18 protein-coding genes and 2 tRNA genes are annotated in these 19,966 nt (G+C 60.6%); 3 read left to right on the top strand and 17 right to left on the bottom strand.

Annotated features, from left to right (window positions below; genetic code table 11):
- Position 1 precedes the first annotated feature (1 nt).
- The 15 genes from ABAC460_RS36685 to ndhC form a co-directional block, all read right to left on the bottom strand.
- Positions 2-1,516, bottom strand: coding sequence for an NADH-quinone oxidoreductase subunit M (locus ABAC460_RS36685; protein WP_023453697.1), 1,515 nt, complete (start codon positions 1,514-1,516; stop codon positions 2-4).
- Positions 1,517-1,534: 18 nt separating this feature from the next.
- Complete coding sequence (nuoL, locus tag ABAC460_RS36680; RefSeq protein ID WP_023453696.1) at positions 1,535-3,559, bottom strand: NADH-quinone oxidoreductase subunit L; 2,025 nt, start codon at positions 3,557-3,559, stop codon at positions 1,535-1,537.
- Positions 3,560-3,664: 105 nt separating this feature from the next.
- On the bottom strand, positions 3,665-3,991 hold the full coding sequence (gene nuoK / locus ABAC460_RS36675) for an NADH-quinone oxidoreductase subunit NuoK (protein WP_023453695.1): 327 nt from the start codon (positions 3,989-3,991) through the stop codon (positions 3,665-3,667).
- Positions 3,988-4,602: an NADH-quinone oxidoreductase subunit J gene (locus tag ABAC460_RS36670; protein ID WP_023453694.1), complete on the bottom strand. Its 615-nt coding sequence runs from the start codon at positions 4,600-4,602 to the stop codon at positions 3,988-3,990. The genes nuoK and ABAC460_RS36670 overlap by 4 nt, the downstream gene beginning before the upstream one ends.
- A gap of 17 nt (positions 4,603-4,619) precedes the next feature.
- Positions 4,620-5,111 (bottom strand): NADH-quinone oxidoreductase subunit NuoI, encoded by a 492-nt coding sequence (gene nuoI / locus ABAC460_RS36665; RefSeq protein ID WP_023453693.1) that lies wholly within the window; start codon positions 5,109-5,111, stop codon positions 4,620-4,622.
- Positions 5,108-6,199, bottom strand: a complete 1,092-nt coding sequence (gene nuoH, locus ABAC460_RS36660) for an NADH-quinone oxidoreductase subunit NuoH (protein ID WP_023453692.1) — start codon at positions 6,197-6,199, stop codon at positions 5,108-5,110. The genes nuoI and nuoH overlap by 4 nt, the downstream gene beginning before the upstream one ends.
- Before the next feature lie 12 nt (positions 6,200-6,211).
- Positions 6,212-8,272, bottom strand: a complete 2,061-nt coding sequence (nuoG, locus tag ABAC460_RS36655; RefSeq protein ID WP_023453691.1) for an NADH-quinone oxidoreductase subunit NuoG — start codon at positions 8,270-8,272, stop codon at positions 6,212-6,214.
- Between the two features lie 72 nt (positions 8,273-8,344).
- A complete protein-coding gene (locus tag ABAC460_RS36650) occupies positions 8,345-8,779 on the bottom strand; it encodes a TM2 domain-containing protein (RefSeq protein WP_023453690.1) in 435 nt (144 codons plus the stop codon).
- A 4-nt stretch (positions 8,780-8,783) separates the two neighbouring features.
- Complete coding sequence (gene nuoF, locus ABAC460_RS36645; RefSeq protein WP_031236817.1) at positions 8,784-10,097, bottom strand: NADH-quinone oxidoreductase subunit NuoF; 1,314 nt, start codon at positions 10,095-10,097, stop codon at positions 8,784-8,786.
- The gene (gene nuoE / locus ABAC460_RS36640) at positions 10,097-10,753 is read right to left on the bottom strand and encodes an NADH-quinone oxidoreductase subunit NuoE (protein ID WP_031236816.1); all 657 of its coding nucleotides are present in this window, start codon (positions 10,751-10,753) and stop codon (positions 10,097-10,099) included. The genes nuoF and nuoE overlap by 1 nt, the downstream gene beginning before the upstream one ends.
- 70 nt (positions 10,754-10,823) lie before the next feature.
- Positions 10,824-11,231, bottom strand: a complete 408-nt coding sequence (locus ABAC460_RS36635) for a hypothetical protein (RefSeq protein WP_031236815.1) — start codon at positions 11,229-11,231, stop codon at positions 10,824-10,826.
- Positions 11,228-12,442: an NADH-quinone oxidoreductase subunit D gene (locus ABAC460_RS36630; protein WP_023453686.1), complete on the bottom strand. Its 1,215-nt coding sequence runs from the start codon at positions 12,440-12,442 to the stop codon at positions 11,228-11,230. Before ABAC460_RS36630 ends, ABAC460_RS36635 begins: the two co-directional genes overlap by 4 nt.
- A gap of 44 nt (positions 12,443-12,486) precedes the next feature.
- Positions 12,487-13,089, bottom strand: a complete 603-nt coding sequence (locus ABAC460_RS36625; protein WP_023453685.1) for an NADH-quinone oxidoreductase subunit C — start codon at positions 13,087-13,089, stop codon at positions 12,487-12,489.
- Positions 13,090-13,104: 15 nt separating this feature from the next.
- Positions 13,105-13,686 carry a NuoB/complex I 20 kDa subunit family protein gene (locus ABAC460_RS36620; protein ID WP_162150326.1) on the bottom strand — a complete coding sequence of 194 codons (582 nt, stop codon included), beginning with the start codon at positions 13,684-13,686 and terminating at the stop codon, positions 13,105-13,107.
- On the bottom strand, positions 13,656-14,033 hold the full coding sequence (ndhC, locus tag ABAC460_RS36615; RefSeq protein ID WP_031236814.1) for an NADH-quinone oxidoreductase subunit A: 378 nt from the start codon (positions 14,031-14,033) through the stop codon (positions 13,656-13,658). Before ndhC ends, ABAC460_RS36620 begins: the two co-directional genes overlap by 31 nt.
- A gap of 333 nt (positions 14,034-14,366) precedes the next feature.
- Between ndhC and ABAC460_RS36610 the strand changes: the two genes are divergently transcribed.
- The 3 genes from ABAC460_RS36610 (at position 14,367) to ABAC460_RS36600 (ending at position 19,173) form a co-directional block, all read left to right on the top strand.
- A tRNA-Asp gene (locus ABAC460_RS36610) sits at positions 14,367-14,443 on the top strand.
- Between the two features lie 545 nt (positions 14,444-14,988).
- Positions 14,989-18,204 carry an autotransporter outer membrane beta-barrel domain-containing protein gene (locus ABAC460_RS36605; RefSeq protein WP_235075806.1) on the top strand — a complete coding sequence of 1,072 codons (3,216 nt, stop codon included), beginning with the start codon at positions 14,989-14,991 and terminating at the stop codon, positions 18,202-18,204.
- A gap of 69 nt (positions 18,205-18,273) precedes the next feature.
- Entirely contained in the window at positions 18,274-19,173 is a 900-nt protein-coding gene (locus ABAC460_RS36600) for an endonuclease/exonuclease/phosphatase family protein (RefSeq protein WP_023453681.1), read from the top strand.
- Between the two features lie 181 nt (positions 19,174-19,354).
- Here ABAC460_RS36600 and ABAC460_RS36595 read toward each other — a convergent pair.
- Together ABAC460_RS36595 and ABAC460_RS36590 are read right to left on the bottom strand one after the other, a co-directional pair.
- A tRNA-Val gene (locus ABAC460_RS36595) sits at positions 19,355-19,430 on the bottom strand.
- A gap of 111 nt (positions 19,431-19,541) precedes the next feature.
- On the bottom strand, positions 19,542-19,814 hold the full coding sequence (locus ABAC460_RS36590) for an HU family DNA-binding protein (RefSeq protein WP_023448659.1): 273 nt from the start codon (positions 19,812-19,814) through the stop codon (positions 19,542-19,544).
- Between the last annotated feature and the right edge of the window lie 152 nt (positions 19,815-19,966).

Genomic DNA, 19,966 nt, shown 5'->3' with positions numbered 1-19,966 from the left:
CTCATCCGCCGATCGCGGCCTGATAGGCTTTTACAAGCCCATCGACGCTGGCCGTGGTGAAGTCAAAAACAAAGGCTGGATAGATACCCAGCACAAGCGTGCCGATGATCAGCGGCGTGAAGATCGCGATCTCACGGGCGTCGACATCGGGATATTTCTTCAGCTCGTCATTGGTAACGACGCCGAACATCACGCGCTTATAGAGGTTCAGGGCATAGACCGCCGAGAAGATGACGCCCGAGGCCGAGACCAGCGCGACCCAGGTGCCCCAGTCGTAGGCGCCGGTCATGGTGGTGATTTCGCCGATGAAGCCCGACGTCCCCGGCAGGCCGACATTGGCCATGGTGAACAGCAGGAAGATGAACGCGAAGTGCGGCATCAGCTTGGTCAGGCCGCCATAGAAGGCGATCTCACGCGTATGCCAGCGGTCATAGACGACACCGACGCAGAGGAAGAGCGCGCCCGAAATCAGGCCGTGGCTGATCATCTGGAAGATGGCGCCTTCGACGCCGAGCTGGTTACCAGCGAAGATACCCATGGTCACGAAGCCCATGTGGGCGACCGACGAATAGGCAATCAGCTTCTTGATGTCCGTCTGGCGGAAGGCGACCAGCGAGGTATAGACCACGGCGATCACCGACAGGGCCATGACCAGCGGCGCGAACATCTCCGACGCTTGCGCGAACATCGGCAAGTTGAAGCGGATAAAGCCATAACCGCCCAGCTTCAGCAGAATGCCGGCCAGCATGACCGAACCGGCCGTCGGCGCCTGGACGTGGGCATCGGGCAACCAGGTATGGACCGGCCACATCGGCATCTTGACAGCGAACGAGGCGAAGAAGGCGAACCACAGGAAGCCCTGGACATCGACCGGGAATGGCGCCTCGGTGAGCAGTCGCGTCATTTCCGGGATATCGGCGGTGCCCAGCTTGTTGACCATGTACAACATGGCCGCCAGCATCAGCACAGACCCCAGCAAGGTGTAGAGGAAGAACTTGTAAGCCGCGTAGACCCGGTCCTTGCCGCCCCAGATCCCGATGATCAGGAACATAGGCACCAGGCCGCCTTCGAAGAAGATATAGAACAGGAAGATGTCCAGCGACGTGAAGACGCCGATGACCAGGGTCTCCAGCAGCAGGAAGGCGACCATATATTCGGTCACGCGCTGGCTGATCGAGGTCCAAGAGGCGGCGATACACAGCGGCATCAGGAAGGCCGTCAGCGCAACGAACAGGATCGAAATGCCGTCGACACCCATATGGTACGAAATCGGTCCGAACCACGTATAGCGTTCGACAAACTGGTAGCCGGCGTCGCTGCCCTTGAACTGCAGCAGCATGACGACCGACAGGGCCAGGGTGACCAGGGTGGTCCACAGGCTGATCCATTTGGCGTTGCGGGCGATGACGGCCTCGTCGTCCCGGCGCGACAGCGCGCGCAGGATCATGATCACCGCCGCACCGAATAGCGGCGCGAAGGTGATGATGCTGAGGAGGTTGGGGATGGCAGGTAGCATAATGTGTTCCGTCTCCCCTTAGTGCGCCAGTCCGAAGACAGCCCAGGTAAGCAGGCCGACAACGCCGAGGAACATGAAAAAGGCATAGTGATAGACGTAGCCGGTCTGGGTCTTGACCAGATTCTTGGCCGACTTCAATGCCGTCCAGGCAACGCCGTTGGGACCGAGGCCGTCGATGATCTTGACGTCGCCGATCTTCCAGAAGACGTCGCCCAGCCACTTGGTCAGCTTGACGAAGGTCGCCTGGTAAATCTCGTCGAAGAACCACTTGTTGTACAGGAAGGTCCAGATCGGGCCTTCGTTGGCGGCCATCTTCTTCGGCAGCGACGGGCGCAGCAGGTAGAAGTACCACGCCAGGGCCAGACCGATCAGGGTAACGACCAGCGGCGCCAGCTTGACCCACACCTCTTCGATATGATGAGCGTCGTGCATGACGTGGTTGTCGGCAGCCACCTGAATGGCGTTGCCCCAGAAGGCGTGGGCGTGTTCGCCGATGAAATACGGCGCGAAGACGAAACCGGCAGCGACCGCGCCGACCGCCAAGGCGATCAGCGGCACCAGCATGATCCAAGGGCTTTCGTGCGGCGTGTGGGCATGGCCATGGCCGTGATCGTCATGCGCGTGATGATCGTCGTGGCCGTGGTCCCCATGCTTCCCTTGCTCCCAGGTCTTCTTGCCATGGAAGGTCATGAAGACCAGGCGGAAGCTGTAGAACGAAGTCAGCAGCGCCGCCAGGATACCCATCCAGAAGGCGAACGTGCCTTGCGCCGTACCGTGCATAACCCAGGCGGATTCGATAATGGCGTCCTTGGAGAAGAAGCCGGCGAAACCAATTTCAGTATAGGGAATGCCCAGACCGGTGATGGCGATGGTGCCGATCGTCATGACGGCATAGGTGACCGGGAGGTACTTCCATAGGCCGCCCATCTTCCGCATATCCTGTTCATGGTGCATGCCGTGGATGACCGAACCGGCGCCCAGGAACAGCAGCGCCTTGAAGAAGGCATGGGTGAACAGGTGGAACATGGCCGCCTGATAGGCCCCAACCCCGGCGGCGAAGAACATGTAGCCCAACTGCGAACAGGTCGAATAGGCGATGACCCGCTTGATGTCGTTCTGGGTAAAGCCGATCGAAGCCGCAAAGATGGCGGTGATGGCGCCGACATAGGCGACGATCATCTTGGCCTGGGGCGCCATTTCGAACAGCGGCGACAGCAGGCAGACCATATAGACGCCGGCGGTGACCATGGTGGCGGCGTGAATCAGCGCCGAAACCGGGGTCGGGCCTTCCATGGCGTCGGGCAGCCAGGTGTGCAGGAAGAACTGCGCCGACTTGCCCATGGCGCCGATGAACAGCAGGAAGGCGGCCAGATCCAGCGCGGAGAAATACATCCCGGCAAATTCCCAGGCATGCCCGTGCTGGTTGGCCAGCAGCGGGAACAGTTCGCCGAAATTGATCGTGCCGAACTGCCAGAAGATGGTCATGATGCCCAGGGCGAAGCCGAAGTCACCGACCCGGTTGACCACGAAAGCCTTGATGGCGGCTGAGCTGGCGCTGTCCTTCTGGAACCAGAAGCCGATCAGCAGGTAGGACGCCAGGCCCACCCCTTCCCAGCCAAAGAACAGCTGCATGAAGTCGGCGGCGGTCACCAGCATCAGCATGGCGAAGGTGAACAGCGACAGGTAGCTGAAGAAACGCGGCCGCGAGTCGTCCTCGGACATGTAGCCCCAGGAATACAGGTGGACCAGCGACGACACCGTCGTCACCACGACCAGCATGGTCGCCGACAGGGCGTCGATGCGCACCGACCAAGCCGACTTGAAATCACCGATATTGATGAAGTCCAGCAGCTTGATCGTAAAGTCGGGCATGCCGCCCCAGGTGTGCTGGATAAAGGTGTACCAGCCCAGGACACAGGACAGGAACAGCAGGCCCGTGGTCACCAGTTGCGACGGGATATTACCGATGCGGCGGCCGAAGAAGCCAGCAATGGCCGCGCCGACAATGGGCGCCAGAACGCAGACGGTAACAATGGTCGCCATGCCCTCAGGCGGCGCGGAAGCTATAGCATGCGCCGCTTCGGCAACATGCGCGGCCCCGTGCGCGGCGGGTGCGGCGTGAGCGGAGGTCTCGAAAAGCACGACGACCTATCCTTTCATCATGCTGGCGTCATCGACAGCGATATCGCCGCGATTACGGAAGAAGGTCACAAGAATGGCCAGCCCGACGGCGGCTTCGGCCGCGGCAACGGTCAGCACGAACATCGCCATGACCTGGCCCTGCACATTGTGCAGGAAGCTGGAAAAGGCGACGAAGTTGATGTTCACCGACAGCAGGATCAGTTCAACCGACATCAGAATGATGATGATGTTGCGGCGGTTCACGAAGATGCCGAACACCCCGATGGTGAACAGGATCGCCGAGACGGTGAGATAGTGGACCAGGCCGATGGTCAGCGGTTCGACGGCGTTCATTCCTGGATTCCTTCTCCGGTCTTGGCGGGGACGACAGCGACCGAGTCCTTGCGGCGGCGCGTCACCTGCTTGAAGATGTCCTGGCGCTTGACGTAGGTGCGGTGGCGCAGGGTCAGGACGATGGCCCCGATCATGGCGACCAGCAGGACAAAGCCGGCCGCTTCAAAGATGTAGGCGTAGGTGGTGTACAGCTCCAGGCCGATGGTCTGGATGTTGGTCGCCTCGGCGGTCGCCGTCTGGGGCGTCTTGCCGGCGGCGGCGCCACGTTCGGCCACGGCCCACCCGACGAAGACCAGCTCGAAGGCCAGGATGCCGGCGACAACCGCACCAGGCGCCAGATAATTGGCAAAACCCTGGCGCAGTTTGATGAAGTCGACGTCGAGCATCATCACCACGAACAGGAACAGCACGGCCACGGCGCCGACATAGACGACGATCAGCAGCATGGCCAGGAACTCCGCCCCCAACAGGACGAACAGGCCGGCCGCCGAGAAAAAGGCCAGGATTAGGTAAAGGACGCTGTGCACGGGATTGCGCGCCGTGACCACCAGCAGGCCGGCGACCAGCGTCACCGCAGCCATCAGGTAAAAAGCGATTGCCATCAAGGTCATGTGTTTAAATCCTCACCTTACCTGTAGGGCGCGTCGAGTTCGAGAGCGCGAGCAATTTCGCGCTCCCAGCGGTCGCCGTTGGCCAGCAGCCGGTCCTTGTCGTACAGCAGTTCTTCACGCGTATCGGTCGAGAACTCGAAGTTCGGCCCTTCAACGATGGCGTCGACCGGGCAGGCTTCCTGGCACAGACCGCAATAGATGCACTTGACCATGTCGATGTCGTAGCGCGTCGTACGACGCGAACCGTCATCACGCGGCTCGGCCTCGATGGTAATGGCCTGGGCCGGGCAGATGGCTTCGCACAGCTTGCAGGCGATGCAGCGTTCTTCGCCGTTGGCGTAGCGGCGCAGGGCGTGTTCACCGCGGAAACGCGGCGAGATCGGACCCTTTTCGAAGGGATAGTTGATGGTCGCCTTGTGGCGGAACATGTATTTCACGGCCAGGAAGGTCGCGCCGACGAAGTCGAGCAGCAGCGCCGCCTTGATGCCATTGAGGATGCGGGAAATCACAGGGCGCCTCCATAAACGCGGTAAGCAGCGATAATGACCACGGCGACCAGCGACAGCGGCAGGAAGACCTTCCAGCCCAGACGCATCAGTTGGTCGTAGCGGTAGCGCGGCACGATCGCCTTGACCAGAGCGAACATGATGAACCAGAACACCACCTTGCCGATAAAGGTCAGCAGGTAGACGACGGTTTCGAGCCAGGCAGGCATCCCCAGTCCGTCGATCGGGAACGGCAGGTACCAGCCGCCGAAGAACAGGATGGTGATCATGGCGCACATCAGAACGATGTTGGCGTATTCACCGATCATGAACAGCAGGTACGGCGTCGAGGAATATTCAACCTGATAGCCGGCGACCAGTTCCGATTCCGCTTCCGGCAGGTCGAACGGCGGACGGTTGGTTTCGGCCAGGGCCGAGATGAAGAACATGACCATGATCGGGAACATGACGACCAGCGGGATCAGCGCCCACAGGTTGCCGCCCAGCAGTGAAGCCAGACTTCCGCCAAGGAAATTCCAGTTCAGGATGCTGCTCTTCTGGTGATTGACGATGTCGCTCAGGTTCATCGAACCGGTCAGCAGGATGACCGTGACCAGGATAAAGCCGATCGAGACTTCGTAGGACACCATCTGGGCTGCCGAACGCAGGCCACCCAGGAAGGGGTATTTCGAGTTCGACGCCCAGCCGCCCATGATAATGCCGTAGACGCCCAACGACGAGATCCCCAGCAGGTACAGGATGCCGACATTGATGTTCGACACCACCCAGCCAGGGGCGAACGGAATAACGGCCCAGGCCGCGAACGCCAGGACGAACGAGATCAGCGGCGCCAGTAGGAACACGGCCTTGTCGGCGCCGGCCGGAATGATGACTTCCTTGAAGACGAATTTGAAGAAGTCGGCGAAGGACTGAAACAGGCCGAAGGGACCGACCACATTCGGGCCCTTGCGCATCTGCACGCCGGCCCACACCTTGCGGTCACCCCACAGCAGGAAGGCCAGAGACACCATCACGCCCATGATGACGGCCAGCGCCTGCCCCACCGTGATGATCGTCCAGCCGATCGGTCCTGCCCAAAAATTAGCATCCATAGTCCAGGTTCCTTACTCAGCCGCGGCCTTGAGATGAGCGCCGCGCGCCGCCGAGCACTCCGCCATGGCGACGGACGCCCGGGCGATGGGGTTGGTCAGATAGAAGTCGACGATCGGCGACACGAACACGCGGTCCTTGATGTCGCCCTTGGCGCCGACCGCTTTCAGGTCGAAGGTCTTGGCGGCCGGCTTGACGTCGATACGCCCGAACACCGGGTGGTCGGTGATCAGCTTCTCACGCAGCTGCGCCAAGTTGTCATACGGCAGGGTGTGGCCGACCTTGTCCGACAGAGCGCGCAGGATGGCCCAGTCTTCTTTCGCTTCGCCCTTCGGGAAGACGCAGCGTTCGGCGATCTGAACCCGGCCTTCCAGATTGGTGTAGATGCCCGACTTTTCGGTATAGGCCGCGCCCGGCAGGATGACATCGGCCGTCGCCGCACCCTTGTCGCCGTGCGAACCGATATAGACGACGAAGGTCTTGTCCAGGCCGGAGGAGTCAAATTCGTCGGCGCCCAGCAGGACCAGGGTATCGACCGCGCCTTTCAGCATGGCGGTGGCGTCGATCGCCTCACCCACCGGCACGAAGCCGAGATCCAGGCCGGCGACCCGCGAAGCGGCGGCATGGACGACGTTGAAGCCGTTCCAACCGTCCTTGACGACGCCGCAGCTCTCGGCGATCTCGGCGACTTCGCGCAGCACTGCCGCACCGTCATCGCCGGCCAAGGCGCCGGAACCGACCAGGATGGCCGGACGCTGAGCGTTTTTCAGCACATCGCGGAAGCCATTTTTCTTGAAATCTTTCAGCGCCTTCGGGCCGACACCTACGTGCGTATAGTCATAGGTCAGGTCGACCGCCTGGCCGATCACCCCGACCTGGACGGCGTTGCGCAGCCAGGTCTTGCGGATACGGGTATTGATCAGGCTGGCTTCGAGGCGCAGGTCGCTGCCGACGATCAGGATGGCGTCGGCGTCCTCAATCCCGGCGATGCCGGAATTGAACAGCCACGATTCACGCGGCGTAGACTGGCTGACCGGACCGATCTTGGCGCCGTCCTGACGGCAATCCAGGTTGGTCACGCCCATGGCGTAGAACAGGTCCTTGGCGGCCTTCAGGGTTTCGGCATCGGTCAGGTCACCGGCGATGACGCCGATCTTATTCTTGGCTGTCGCGTTCAGCTTGCCGGCCACCGCGTTCAGGGCCTCATCCCACGACACGGGTTCCAGCTTGCCGCCCTTGCGGACGTAAGGGCGGTCGAGACGCTTGCGCGAAAGCCCGTCGACGGCATAGCGCGACTTGTCCGTCAGCCATTCCTCGTTGACGTCTTCCTTCAGCCGCGGCAGGGCGCGCAGCACGGCCGGACCGCGGTTGTCGATGCGGATATGGGCGCCCAAGGCGTCATGAACATCGATGGTCTCGGTCTTGGTCAGCTCCCACGGGCGATAGTTGAACGACCACGGCTTGTGCGTCAGCGCACCGACCGGACACAGGTCGTTGACATTGCCCGACAGTTCCGACGTCACGGCCTGTTCCAAGTAGGAGGTGATCTCAGCGCCCTCGCCGCGCGAAATCATGCCCATCTCGGTGACGCCGGCCACTTCCGTGGTGAAACGAACGCAGCGCGTGCACTGGATGCAGCGGGTCATGAAGGTCTTGATCGTCGGCCCGAGATGCTTTTCCTCGACGGCGCGCTTGTTCTCGCCATAGCGGGAATCGCCCTTGCCGTAAGCCACCGACTGGTCCTGCAGGTCGCATTCGCCGCCCTGGTCGCAGATCGGGCAATCCAGCGGGTGGTTGATCAGCAGGAATTCCATCACGCCTTCGCGGGCCTTCTTGACCATCGGCGTATTGGTGAAGATCTCCTGGTTATCGGCGGCCGGCAGGGCGCACGAAGCCTGCGGCTTCGGCGGTCCGGGCTTTACCTCAACCAGGCACATGCGGCAGTTGCCGGCGATCGACAGGCGCTCATGATAACAGAAGCGCGGGATTTCCTCCCCCGCCAGTTCCGCCACCTGAAGCACGGTCATGCCGGGGTCGAACTCGACCTCCACACCGTTGACTTTAGCCTTGGGCATCTGCCTTAACCTCAAAACATTCAAACAAGTTGCAGAAAATTATCAACTTTCCGCGGCCTTTGCGACTTGCTGCTAGAACCAGGAACGATTCCCTGCAACATAGTCCTCATAAAAACTCTGGTCGCTTTTCACCAGATAGATGATCAGCTCGATAAACGAGATGAACATCATAGCCAGCCCCGGTAGCACCACGACCCAGCCGACCGTGCCGCAGAGCGCCATGATGATGCCGGCATTGGTCTTGCCGAGATAGAACTTATGGACCCCGAACCAGCCGAAGAAGAAGCACAGCAGGGCGGCGATCCACTTGTTCTTTTCACCCAGCGCGGTCACGATCACATAGATGCTGGTGGCCGTATCACCCACAACTTCGAAATCGACGGCGGACCCTGCCGGCACATAGGTGACGCCATCGCCAAGGTCGGCGGCCGAAAACGTGTAGCGCCGGCCGTCATCACCGCTGATAACGCCCGTCGACCCGTTGTAGCTCAAGACCTTGCCCTGCATATCCCTACTCCGCCGCGATCACGTGGCCGGTATGGATGGCGCGGCGCGACCGGTAGGCCGCGATGCGCGCTTCGATTTCCGGACGGAAGTGACGGATAAGGCCCTGGATCGGCCACGCCGCAGCATCGCCCAGCGCGCAGATGGTGTGACCCTCGACCTGGGTGGTGACTTCCAGCAGCGTGTCGATTTCCGACGGCTCGGCATCGCCCTTCACCATGCGCTCCATCACCCGCCACATCCAGCCGGTGCCTTCGCGGCACGGCGTGCACTGGCCGCAGGACTCGTGCTTGTAGAAGTAGCTGAGGCGCGCAATGGCGCGGATCAGGTCGGTCGACTTGTCCATGACGATGACCGCCGCCGTACCGAGACCGGAACGCAGGTTGCGCAGGGTGTCGAAATCCATGGCCAGGTTTTCGCACTGTTCGGCGGGGATCATCGGCACGGACGAACCGCCCGGAATGACCGCCTTCAAATTGCCCCAGCCGCCGCGAATACCGCCGCAATGGTCCTCGACCAGCTTGCGGAACGGGATCGACATCGCCTCTTCGACATTGCACGGCCGCTCGACGTGACCTGAAATGCAGAATAGCTTGGTACCTGTGTTGTTCGGCGCGCCGAACGAAGCGAACCAGGCAGCACCGCGGCGCAGAATGGTGCCGACGACAGCGATCGACTCGACATTGTTGACCGTGGTCGGACAGCCATAGAGGCCCGAACCAGCCGGGAACGGCGGCTTCAGGCGCGGCTGGCCCTTCTTACCTTCCAGCGATTCCAGCAGAGCTGTCTCTTCGCCGCAGATATAGGCGCCGGCGCCATGGTGGACATAGACGTCGAAGTCCCAGCCATGGATATTGTTCTTGCCGATCAGCTTGGCCTCATAAGCCTGCTTGACGGCGGCTTCCAGGCGCTCACGCTCCAGAATGTATTCGCCGCGCAGATAGATGTAGCAGGCATGGGCCTGCATGGCGAACGACGCGATCAGGCAGCCCTCGATCAGCAGGTGCGGATCATGGCGCATGATTTCGCGGTCTTTACAGGTGCCGGGTTCGGACTCGTCGGCATTGACCACCAGGTAATGCGGGCGATCCTTGACCTCTTTCGGCATGAAGGACCACTTCAGGCCGGTCGAGAAACCGGCGCCGCCGCGGCCGCGCAGGCCGGAATTCTTGACATTGTCGATGATCCACGGCGCACCGTAGGACAGGATGTCCCGCGTCGCGTTCCAGCAACCGCGCTGCTTGGCGCCTTCCAGGCCCCAGTCATGGAAGCCGTAGAGGTTGGTGAAGATGCGATCCTTGTCTTCCAGAATACCGACCATCATGCCTTCTCCGGAGCGTTGGGGATCTTGATCGCCTTGGCGGCCGAGCCGTCAAACAGCTTCGGGTCGGACAGGGTCGTGGCGCCGCCCAGCGGTTCCGACGTCTTGCGGCCGTTGTACGGGCCGGGCGCAGGCTTCTTGCCGGCGGCGAAGTCGTCGATGATCTGCACCATGTTTTCGGCGGTCAGGTCTTCGTAGAAATAGTCGTTGATCTGGGCCATCGGCGCATTGCAGCACGCGCCCAGGCATTCAACCTCCTGCCAGGTGAACAGGCCGTCGGCCGACAGCTTGTCCTTCGGGCCGATCTTGGCCTTGCACACGGCGATCAGCGCGTCCGAACCACGCAGCATGCACGGCGTCGTGCCGCACACCTGGATCAGCGCCGCCGAACCCACGGGCTCCAGCATGAACATGGTGTAGAAGGTTGCGACTTCATAGACGCGGATCTGCGGCATGGCCAGCAGCCGCGCGATGGCGGAGATAGCGGGTTCACTGACCCAGCCTTCCTGCTTCTGCACCAGCCACAGGATCGGGATCACCGCGCTCTGGCGGCGATTTTCCGGATATTTGGCGATCCACCAGTTGGCCTTCTCCATGGTTTCCGGAGAAAAAGCGAAACTGGCCGGCTGTACCGCCGCGAGACGACGTACGGACATCAGGCCTCTCTACTCTTAAGGACGGCTTTGAAACCAAAGCCGGTCGAACACAGTCGAAACTTTACATACATCATGCCGCCACCTTTGCGTCATGCGCCTGTTTCCGCGCCGCATCGAGGCGGCGGCCGGCGTCGCGGACGAACGGCAGGAAACCCGCCAGACGACGAAACACGAACACCGACAGGAAGGCCGCATAGATCCAAGGCGAATTCATCAGGCCAATGTCGAAGGTGTAGATGTACCAGCGTACCGCCACCATCAGCACCGCCACGGGCAGGAAGATGGCGCCCAACCGCAGGAATTCATCGCGCAGAAATCCGTCCTTGCCACCAGGATGGTAGGTCCAGGCCTGGCGGCTGAAATACCAGCGCCCGAGGATAATCAACGCAATAACCGTGATGGCGAAGGCCAGCGGTAAGGCGGCCATCATCACTGGATGCTGATGCATGTATTGCAGTTGCTGGTCGTGCGGGTTCACCGGTCGATCTCCCCGAAGACGATGTCGAGCGAGCCCAGGATGGCGGACACGTCGGCCAGCAGATGGCCGCGGTTCAGCCAGTCCATGGCCTGCAGGTGCGGGAAGCCCGGCGCACGGATTTTGCAGCGATAGGGCTTGTTGGTGCCGTCGGACACCAGATAGACGCCGAACTCGCCCTTGGGGGCTTCGACGGCAGCATAGACTTCGCCTTCCGGCGTCTTGAAACCTTCGGTATACAGCTTGAAGTGATGGATCAAAGCTTCCATCGAATTTTTCATCTCGGCGCGGCGCGGCGGCGTCACCTTATGGTCTTTTGCCAGAACTTCGCCCGGCGTTTGCTTAAGTTTATCAAGGCATTGCAGCATGATCTTGACCGACTGCTTCATCTCCTCGATACGGCACAGATAACGGTCCCAGCAGTCGCCGTTCTTGCCCAGCACGATGTCGAACTCGAGTTCGTCATAGCACTCATAGGGCTGCGACTTGCGCAGATCCCAGGCGACGTTCGAACCGCGGATCAGCACGCCGGTAAAGCCCCAGTCAAAGGCCTGTTCCTTGCTGACCACGCCGATGTCGACATTGCGCTGTTTGAAGATGCGGTTTTCCGTCACCAGGCTTTCGATATCGGCCAAAGGCTTCGGGAAATACTTGCACCAGGCGATAAGGTCCTCGATCAGCTCCGGCGTCAAATCCTGGTGGACGCCGCCCGGGCGGAAATAGTTGGCGTGCAGGCGGGCACCGCAGGCACGTTCATAGAACACCATCAGCTTTTCGCGCTCTTCGAAGCCCCACAGCGGCGGCGTCAAGGCGCCGACGTCCATGGCCTGGGTCGTCACGTTCAGCAGGTGCGACAGGATGCGGCCGATTTCCGAGAAGATGACGCGGATATATTGCGCCCGTTTGGGCACTTCGAGGCCCAGAAGCTTTTCGATGGCCAGGCAGAAGGCGTGCTCCTGGTTCATCGGCGCCACATAGTCCAGGCGGTCGAAATACGGGATATTCTGCAGATAGGTGCGCGCTTCCATCAGCTTTTCGGTGCCGCGATGCAGCAGGCCGATATGCGGATCGACGCGCTCGACGATTTCGCCGTCCAGGTCGAGGACCAGGCGCAGCACGCCGTGGGCCGCAGGGTGCTGCGGACCGAAGTTGATCGTGAACTTACGATCGTCCTCGCCCTTATGTCCGACCTGAGATGTTACATCATCTGCCATAGGAAAAATCCTTAGCCCTCAACTACTTTATGCGTTCGACCGCCTCAGGCCTTGGCCTTCTCGTCACCCGGAAGGACGTAACTCGCACCCTCCCACGGCGACAGGAAGTCGAACTTGCGATATTCCTGGGTCAGCTTCACGGGTTCGTACACCACGCGCTTCTGCTCCTCGTCGTAACGGACCTCGACGTGACCGGTCATCGGGAAATCCTTGCGCAGCGGGTAGCCCGAGAAGCCATAGTCGGTCAGCAGCCGGCGCAGGTCCGGGTGGCCCGAGAACAGCATGCCATACATGTCGAAAGCTTCGCGCTCGTACCAGTCGGCATTCGGATAAACCGAACGGACGCTGGGCACCGGAACGACCTCGTCGGTCGTGACCTTCAGGCGCAGGCGCACATTATGATTCAGCGACAGCAGGTGGTAGACGACATCGAACCGCTCGGCACGTTTCGGATAGTCGGCCCCGCACAGGTCGATCAGCTGATGGAAGCGATACGGCTCCACCTTCAGCTTACTCAAAATCTCGACGATGCGCTCACGCGCTACCGTCAGGGTGAGTTCACCAAAGGCGAACTTTGTGTCCAGAATCGCTTCCTTGAACTCGGCTTGCGCCCGTTCGGCGAGGGATTGCAGTTTTTCGATCGACATAAGCCCCCTCCTCTCTTAGCGGCGGATGTTGCCGGTACGGCGAATCTTCTTCTGCAACTGCAAAAGACCGTACAGGAGCGCTTCCGCCGACGGCGGACAGCCCGGAACATAGACATCGACGGGCACGATTCGATCGCAGCCGCGCACGACACTATAGGAATAGTGATAATAGCCGCCGCCATTGGCACAGCTGCCCATCGACAGGACGTAGCGCGGATCCGGCATCTGATCGTAAACCTTGCGCAATGCCGGCGCCATCTTGTTGGTCAGGGTGCCGGCGACGATCATCAGGTCTGACTGGCGCGGCGAAGCGCGCGGCGCCATGCCGAACCGCTCCATGTCGTAGCGCGGCATCGAGGCCTGCATCATTTCGACGGCGCAGCACGCCAGGCCGAAGGTCATCCACATCAGCGAGCCCGTGCGCGCCCAGGTGATGACGTCATCGGCCGAAGCGACCAGAAAACCCTTGGTATCCAGTTCGGCGGACACCGATTCGAAGAACTTGTCGTGGACCGCGGGGTCATAGCCCTCGACCGAAGACCGTCCCGCCGAGCCCGCAGGTATAATCACTCCCATTCCAGGGCTCCCTTTTTCCACACATAGATATAGCCCAGCGCCAGTTCGGCCAGGAAGATCATCATCGTCCAGAAGGCGTACTGCATCCCCGACGGCGTCATGTCGAACAGCGACACGGCCCAGGGAAACAGGAAGGCGGCCTCGATATCGAAGACGATGAAGAGGATCGATACCAGATAGAATCGGACATCGAACTTCTGCCGCGCCGAATCGAAGGCAGGAAAGCCACATTCATAGGCTGACAGCTTTTCCGTATCCGGCGCCTTGGGCGCCACGACCAGGGCGGCGATCAGAAAACCCAGGCCCAGGGCGGTGGCGATGGCGAAAAAGATGATGACCGGCAGATAGTTCAGCAGGAACTTGGCCATTTCGTCATTCATGAAGGGCACCTCTACGCAGCCGACAAGCGCCGCATTAACGATGCGGCGGACTCAGAACAAGTGCGTATTAGACCAGTCCGCGCCGCGCTTCAAACCATTGCGGTGCGAAAAAACCGCGTTTTGGCCATTTTCTTTATTTTTTCGGTGGGCGTTGCAGTGAAATGCCGCATTGCCGAAATGTATATGAAAATCATTCGCACGTTTTCCCAAAGTTTCCACAGTTTGTCGAATTAATCGTGACATCACGCTTGACACAGAAAACCGCCCCGCCTATCAAGCACACCTCTTCGACGGGCGGCGACGCCAACGAAGATAAGGGATGCGGGTGTAGCTCAGTTGGTTAGAGTGTCGGCCTGTCACGCCGAAGGTCGCGGGTTCGAGCCCCGTCACTCGCGCCACCCCTCGCCGGGTGGCAATCGCATCCCTCCTCTCCTGGAAATGTAAATCGTTTAAATGCATCGTCGCGACGCTGTGCGAAAACTGCGCGCTCGTTCTTGTATGCCGTGCGAGCTGTTACGATAAACTCCCAAATAGTTACATATTACCAATGCCTTATCCCTCCCCGTGTTACGGGGCGGTGGATCATTTGCTGGAAGCAAATGAGACGGTGGGGGATCTGGCCCGCCGTCATCGGCCCCACTTCAAAATCATACTTCATCGACAACCGCGTCTTTCCTGTTACGTACCCCTAAGGAATCATGGCGTTGCTGTCGCAGGTGCCTTAATTAAGCCCTGTTTGTTTTCAAGTTTGACAACCAAAATGACCGCCTGTGGCGGAAAGGTGATGGAACGTTACGAATCTGTGACGTGCACCTTTTCGCCTGCGCCTTTTGAGGTTAATAGGTGGCTACTGGCACTGCGGCGACACAAACGCCGTCCACATATATGAATCGTGACGAAGAGCACCTCAGGGAAGCTTATGCATATGCGCAAAAACCGACTTATGACCGCAACCGCTCTCAGCTTGACGCTTGCGGCCCTGAGCCTGGCCGGCCCGACTCTTGCCGCCACCACGATCTCGACGGCAACGACGGCGCCGGTCAACACCACGACCACAGGCGACCTGACCGTCAGCAGCACGGGCAGCATCACCCTGACCAGCGGCACGGCCATTACGGTAAATTCCGATAATGACGTCACGCTTAACGGCAAGATCGATATGGCCAAGTCGGCCGCGGGCTCGACGGGCATCCTGATCGATGGCGGACGCACGTCTGACCTGATCGTCAACGCCAACATCACCGTCACCGACGACTACACGGCCACCGACACCAAGAATACGGACACCATCCTCGATGGTCCCTTTGCCGACGACAAGACGCGCTACGGCATCCGGTCCACCGGCACGACGCCGTTCATTGGTAACTTCGAGTTCAAGTCCGGAGCATCGACTGCGACCGGCACGCCTGTGAACATCATTCAGGTCGAAGGCAGCAATGCCTACGGCATCCGCTTTGAAAACAACGTCCAGGGCAATCTCACCATGGACGGCGGGATCAAGATGGAAGGCGACAACAACACCGCCGTTTCCCTTGAAAACGGAGTGACCGGCACGACCTATCTCAGTGGCGTGATCGCCACCCACGGCACCGGCAGCTCCGCCGTCAAACTGGCCGGCGAATTCGATGGTTCCGTCATTATTGATGGCAGCTATACAGGCTACGGTTACGCGACTATCGACGCCCTGGCCAATGACGCCCTAAAAAAGGTCCTGGCGACGCCGGAAGACATGGGGCAATCCGGCGTTTTGGTCGATATCAGAGGTAATGTCGACAAGGGCATCCTGATCGGCTCGACCGTCAGCGACAGCTCGACCTCCAGCACGGATGAAGACGGTAACGGCATCCCGGACGACACCCAGACGACGGCTTCCCTGACCTCGTATGGCGGTCAACCGGCCTTGCGCATCGCCTCGGACAGTCAGGACCTCACCATCGGTGGCCTGGTTTACAATGCCAGCGCCGTCAGCCCCCCCACCGTCAACTATGCTCTGTCCATCCGCGGCACCATCAATGGCAGCGGCCTCTACCGCAATGTCAACGCCACAGGCGTCCAACTGGGCGGTCTTGGCCACGCCGTCAACCTGGCCAATGGTATTCAGGTTAAGGGCCAGGTCCTTGGCAACGCGGTTGGCGGCATCGCGACCGGCCTGCTGGTCGGCAGCGGCGCCACCACGCCCCGGCTCGACATTGACGGAAAGGTGCAGGCAACGGCGATCCGCAGCCTGCTGACCACCACCTCGGGCACAACCACCACCTACGACATCGTCGCCGGCGAAGCCCGGGCTATCGATATCGCGGCAGGGGCGACCCTGCCGGTGATCAATGTCAAGACCAGCGGCGGTATTCTGGCGGTATCGGCCGGGACGCAGAACAAGGCTGTCGCCATCCGCGACTCGTCCAACAGTCTGATCAACATCACCAACAATGGCCTGATCAGCGCCAGCTTGACGAGTGCCGACGACAATGGCGACTCGGTGAATGAAGCCCTGGTCAACCGGGCCATCGCTATTGATACGCGCACCAACTCGGCAGGCCTGACCCTGACCCAGGTCGACACCAATCCCGGTGACACCAAAGCCGATACAGACATCCCTGCCCCGGCCATCCTGGGCGACATTCTGCTGGGTTCGGGCAATGACGCCATCTCCTCGTCCGGCGGCAACATTGTCGGTAATATCGACTATGGTACAGGCGCCAACAGCTTCACCGTGACCAACAAGGCCACCTACTTCGGCAAGATGACGAATGGCACGGGCGGTACTGTCGCGCTCAACATCACCGACGGGGCCGTTGCGCTCCTGGGTGGAACGCACCTGAACACAACGACGGTGAATGTCGGCGCGACCAGTACGCTTAGCCTGGTGGTCGACACCGCCACGCCGACAACGCCGATGCTGGTGGGAACCGGGGCCGTAACCTTTGCCACGGGCGCCAAGATGAATCTGGCACCGACCAAGCTGTTCACCGATCCGAAGACCTTCACGCTTCTGACGGGTTCCAGCATCGATCTCGGCGGCCTGACGCCGACCGTCTCGTACCTCTACACAGCCAATCTGTCGAAGAATGCCGGCAATACCGAGCTCTACGCCAATATGCGGCTCAAGACCCAGTCGGAAGCGGCCTTCTCGGACAACCAGTATGCCGCCCTCGTGCCTGTGCTGACCGTCATCGCCAAGGACTCCGCCGCCGAGACCCAGGTCATGGCGCAAATGACCAAGGAAGGCTTCGATCGAGTCTACAATCAGTACCTCCCGGATTATTCGGGCGAAAATATCCTGGGCCTTTCGCTGGGCTCGCACTCGCTGAACCGTTCGCTGGGTTCGCTGACCCTGATTCCGGGTAATGACGCCGGCCAATACTGGCTCCAGGAGTACGGCTACCACACCACGCGCGACTACGCCGACACGGCTGGCTTTGAATCGACCGGATTCAGCTTCGCCGCCGGCCGCGAAGCCGAGGTCTACGGTAATCAGACCGTCGGCTTCTATCTGTCCTACACCTCAGCGACGCCGACCGACACCTTCGCCGTCAGCGAAGAAGAGATGATCAACTCCGACGTCACCGTCGGTGGCTACTGGCGCCTGAAAACGGGCGCCTTCAAGGGCTGGGCCCATGCCGGGATCGGCTTCACCAACTTCGAGTCGCTGCGTCAGAATTCCACCCTGGCCTATACGTCGAAGGCGGAATGGAGCGGCTTCTCCTACAGCGGCGGCGTCGGGGCCTCGGTCGACTACAAGCTGGGCAAATTCAGTGTCACGCCGATGGTCTTGGCCGACTATTACGCGCTCAGCGAAAAGGAACATGCCGAAAGCGGCGGCGGCGACTATTTCGACCTTTCGATCGGCAAGCGCGATAGTCACCTGCTGTCCTCGACCGCCATGCTGAACTTCAGCTACGGACGCTTCTTCCTGAAGCCGGAACTGTGGGTCGGCTACAAGCAAAACATCTCGGCGGAAATCGCCGACACGGTTGCCATGTTCAAGAACGGCGCGCCGTTCACCCTAACAGGCGGCGACCTGGAAGGCGGCGGCCCGATTGCCGGCTTCCGCGTTTCGGCGGACAATGAATGGAGCTATTTCGGCATCGAAGGCGATTACGAAAAGCAGGACACCTACACCAACTACAGCATCGCGCTGCGGACCCGGTTCCAGTTCTAAAGCGAGCTGTTTCGTTTATGATCGAAGCCCTTTCCGTATCCGGAGAGGGCTTCTTTTTTGGGGGATTACATGCGCCGGTTCTGTTTCATCGGTCTGTGCCTGCTTAGCGGGCTGGCGACCTTCATCATCCTGCTGAGTCTGTTGCCCTGGCCGGGAGAAATGCTGGCGCCGTTCCGGCCGCAGATGCTGGTAGGAACCCTGATTCTGGTCGTGGCCAGCCTGCCCTTCCTGTCCTGGAAGTTGACCTTGGCTGTCGCCGCGGTCGCGACCCTGAACGCCGGGCCGATGGCGATGCGCTGGTTCGGCCGGCCCGTTCTGCCGGCATCCGAAACGCCTAACCTGAGTGTCCTGTCGCTGAACGTCCTCTACCAAAACACCCAATATACCCGCGCCGAAGCCCTGATACGGCGCGAGAACGCCGACGTCGTCGTGGCCAGCGAGACCGATCCGGAGTGGATCGCGCACTTTCAGCACCTGAAAGACGTCTATCCCTACAGCGAGACGATTCCCGGCCGGGGCGCGTTCGGCCTGAGCGTCCACGCCAAATCGCCGATGAAGGCCACAATCCTCGAACTCGGGCCTGAACGCCTGCCGCTGATTCGGGCGGAGTTCGACACCTATGTTGTCTATGCCGTTCACCCCATGCCGCCGGGATCGTCGGACAAGGCCGCCGAAAACGGGATCTACCTGCAACAGCTTGCCGAGACGGCGCGGACCGAAACCAAACCGGTCGTGCTGGCCGGCGATTTCAACACCACCCTGTGGTCATCGAACATCCGGCCCTTGATCCAGGACCGCTGGCAATGGCCGTCAGGCTCGGGCGCGGCCTATACCTGGCCTGTGGGGGCATCATTTCTGGGCATCCAGATCGACCACATCCTGACGCAGCGAATGAAGGCGGGCCGGTTCAGGGTTCTGGAACCGATCGGCTCGGATCACCGACCGGTGCGTGCTGATCTGCAATTCTAGGAAATAAGCCCATGGCAACGCTATAGCGATTCAGGGTCCAGGGCCTGCGGCCTTTGGAGCGAAGAGACTTGCGACCAACGGGAGCGCAGCCCCAACTCTCTTGATTCTTTGGGCGCCAAGGCGCTCTGCGCCTGAACGCCAACTAAAAAAAACCAGGTTCTCATGCCTCGCATGAGCGGCCTGGTGGGCGATGACGGGTTCGAACCGCCGACCTACTCGGTGTAAACGAGCCGCTCTACCAGCTGAGCTAATCGCCCTTTCCAGTCTGCAAAGGGACGCTCCGTTTGCCGTGCGCCCCCCGAAAAGTCAAGAGCCGTTTCCGCGGTTGGCGGAAACGGCTCTGTAAAACCTGACCTCAGGTGAAAACCTTAGTTCAGAGCGCCTTTCAGGCCTTCACCGACGCGGAAGCGGGCGGTGACCGAAGCCGGACGCTGGACGGTTTCGCCGGTGCGCGGGTTGCGGGCGGTGCCGGCTTCGCGCTTGACCGCGAGGAAGGTACCGAAGCCAACGAGGCGGACATCGTCACCCTTCTTCAGGGCGCCGACAACGGAGTCGGTGAAAGCGTCGAGCGCCTTCTTGGCTTGATCCTTGGTCAGACCGGCCTGATCGGCGATGGCGGCCACGAGTTCAGCTTTCGTCATTTTATTTTCTCCCTTACCCACGATAGGGCGGTTAGCTTCAGGCTCCCGTCGGTGCTTGCCCAGCAAGGCTTTGAGTCGCCGTCGGGTGAAGCCGATAGAGACTACAAAAATTAACGAGCGTCAAAGCAATAATCACGATTTATTGCACTGCA

Origin of the sequence: Asticcacaulis sp. AC460, from assembly GCF_000495795.1 — a bacterium.
GTDB lineage: Bacteria > Pseudomonadota > Alphaproteobacteria > Caulobacterales > Caulobacteraceae > Asticcacaulis.
This window is presented reverse-complemented; position numbering and strand designations above follow the sequence as displayed.

Coding starts and splice junctions, on each gene's coding strand:
- ABAC460_RS36685 (WP_023453697.1), bottom strand. CDS start 1,516: ATGCTACCTGCCATCCCCAACCTCCTCAGCATCATCACCTTCGCGCCG.
- nuoL (WP_023453696.1), bottom strand. CDS start 3,559: ATGGCGACCATTGTTACCGTCTGCGTTCTGGCGCCCATTGTCGGCGCG.
- nuoK (WP_023453695.1), bottom strand. CDS start 3,991: ATGAACGCCGTCGAACCGCTGACCATCGGCCTGGTCCACTATCTCACC.
- ABAC460_RS36670 (WP_023453694.1), bottom strand. CDS start 4,602: ATGACCTTGATGGCAATCGCTTTTTACCTGATGGCTGCGGTGACGCTG.
- nuoH (WP_023453692.1), bottom strand. CDS start 6,199: ATGGATGCTAATTTTTGGGCAGGACCGATCGGCTGGACGATCATCACG.
- nuoG (WP_023453691.1), bottom strand. CDS start 8,272: ATGCCCAAGGCTAAAGTCAACGGTGTGGAGGTCGAGTTCGACCCCGGC.
- ABAC460_RS36650 (WP_023453690.1), bottom strand. CDS start 8,779: ATGCAGGGCAAGGTCTTGAGCTACAACGGGTCGACGGGCGTTATCAGC.
- nuoF (WP_031236817.1), bottom strand. CDS start 10,097: ATGGTCGGTATTCTGGAAGACAAGGATCGCATCTTCACCAACCTCTAC.
- nuoE (WP_031236816.1), bottom strand. CDS start 10,753: ATGTCCGTACGTCGTCTCGCGGCGGTACAGCCGGCCAGTTTCGCTTTT.
- ABAC460_RS36630 (WP_023453686.1), bottom strand. CDS start 12,442: ATGGCAGATGATGTAACATCTCAGGTCGGACATAAGGGCGAGGACGAT.
- ABAC460_RS36625 (WP_023453685.1), bottom strand. CDS start 13,089: ATGTCGATCGAAAAACTGCAATCCCTCGCCGAACGGGCGCAAGCCGAG.
- ndhC (WP_031236814.1), bottom strand. CDS start 14,033: ATGGCCAAGTTCCTGCTGAACTATCTGCCGGTCATCATCTTTTTCGCC.
- ABAC460_RS36605 (WP_235075806.1), top strand. CDS start 14,989: ATGACCGCAACCGCTCTCAGCTTGACGCTTGCGGCCCTGAGCCTGGCC.
- ABAC460_RS36600 (WP_023453681.1), top strand. CDS start 18,274: ATGCGCCGGTTCTGTTTCATCGGTCTGTGCCTGCTTAGCGGGCTGGCG.
- ABAC460_RS36590 (WP_023448659.1), bottom strand. CDS start 19,814: ATGACGAAAGCTGAACTCGTGGCCGCCATCGCCGATCAGGCCGGTCTG.